This is a genomic window from Streptococcus sp. GMD4S, from assembly GCF_000296955.1.
Map to the genome: position 1 here is coordinate 1 of NZ_AJRE01000234.1, position 1,338 is coordinate 1,338.

The window sequence follows — 1,338 nt, forward strand, 5'->3', positions numbered from 1 at the left end:
ATGTCCGTGATGCAGCAGAATTTCACAGAAAACATATCCTCGGAGCTCGCAATATTCCTTCAAATCAGTTGAAGTCAAGCCTTGCAGCCCTTCGCAAGGATAAACCTGTCCTTCTCTACGAAAACCAACGCGGACAACGAGTGACTAATGCAGCACTTTATTTGAAAAAACAAGGTTTCTCTGAGATTTATATCCTTTCTTATGGGTTGGATTCTTGGATTGGGAAGGTCAAGACTAGCTAAGATCAAGGAAAAAGTTGATAAAGTCGGTCTCCTATGCTAAATTAATAAACATTTTAAGGAATTTGTAGAAAATGCTAGAAAAGAAGAAAAACCCGCTTTTAGTGGGTATCCTATCTATCATTCTTAGTTTGTTATTTCCGTTGGGAGGCATTCTTTTAGGTATCGCCGGTATCTTGTATGCTAACGAACTTCAAAAAGAGTCTGGACTTGATTATAAAACAGAAAGAATTATAGCTATTGTAGGTATTGTTCTTTCTGATCTTAACTGGATTATTGGAATTATCTTACACATGAGTTAAAGAAGATAAAAAAAGCTTTAAATTTAAAGCTTTTTTCTTTTATCCACTTTTCTCTAAATAGTTTTTAATAATTTTCAATTCCTCTGGATTCAAGGGACGGTATTGCCCTTTTGCTAGTTCTGGGTCTAATGTAAAGTCACCGAATTGGACTCGTTTTAGGGCAGTCACCTTGACACCAACTGAGAGAAACATCTTCTTAACCTGATGAAACTTGCCCTCAGAGATGGTGATGGAGGCCCGGCTCTCTGTTGGGCTTGAGGACAGAATTTCGAGCTGAGCAGGTTTACAAGTAATCCCATCTAAAAAGACAATCCCATCTTTGAATTTTTGGATATGGTCTGACGTGAGCAGTCCGTTTACTACCACTTGATAGGATTTATCGACATGGTACTGGGGATGGAGGAGTTGAAAACCAAGAGGTCCATTGTCTGTCAAAAGTAGCAGTCCCGTCGTATCGCGGTCTAGTCTGCCGATAGCATAGAGCTGGTCAGACTGGATGTCAGGTGGAAGGAGGTCCATGACGGTTGGAAGTTTCTTATCCTTGCTAGCTGTAACGACTCCGTTTGGCTTATGAAGCATGAGGTAGTTGTGCTCGTAGCCTTGGATTTGCCGTCCTTGAAAGACTAATTTCTGCAACCCAGTGTCGACATTTTGAGCAAGTGAGCTGGCTGGACAATCATCTACTAGGATTTCTTTTTTTAATAGAGCTTGTTTCATAGCCTTGCGACTGACCTTTTCTTGGGCTAATAATCTATCTAAACGCATACCAGCTTATCTTATCATAAGTCTCTGACTTT

Annotated in this window: 3 protein-coding genes; 2 read left to right on the top strand and 1 reads right to left on the bottom strand. The window is 40.1% G+C overall.

The annotated features are described in order from the left end of the window. The coding region (locus GMD4S_RS08960; RefSeq protein ID WP_000324859.1) for a rhodanese-like domain-containing protein at nt 1-242 on the top strand (242 nt) is incomplete at its 5' end. Between the two features lie 71 nt (nt 243-313). Further along, on the top strand, nt 314-541 hold the full coding sequence (locus tag GMD4S_RS08965) for a hypothetical protein (RefSeq protein WP_000890389.1): 228 nt from the start codon (nt 314-316) through the stop codon (nt 539-541). 39 nt (nt 542-580) lie between these two features. Here GMD4S_RS08965 and GMD4S_RS08970 read toward each other — a convergent pair whose 3' ends face one another. After that, nucleotides 581-1,306, bottom strand: a complete 726-nt coding sequence (locus tag GMD4S_RS08970; protein WP_001235079.1) for a 16S rRNA pseudouridine(516) synthase — start codon at nt 1,304-1,306, stop codon at nt 581-583. Nucleotides 1,307-1,338: the final 32 nt, after the last annotated feature.

What these genes read in the sequence shown, in the direction of transcription:
- GMD4S_RS08965 (WP_000890389.1), top strand. Translation starts at nt 314, where the DNA reads ATGCTAGAAAAGAAGAAAAACCCGCTTTTAGTGGGTATCCTATCTATC.
- GMD4S_RS08970 (WP_001235079.1), bottom strand. Translation starts at nt 1,306, where the DNA reads ATGCGTTTAGATAGATTATTAGCCCAAGAAAAGGTCAGTCGCAAGGCT.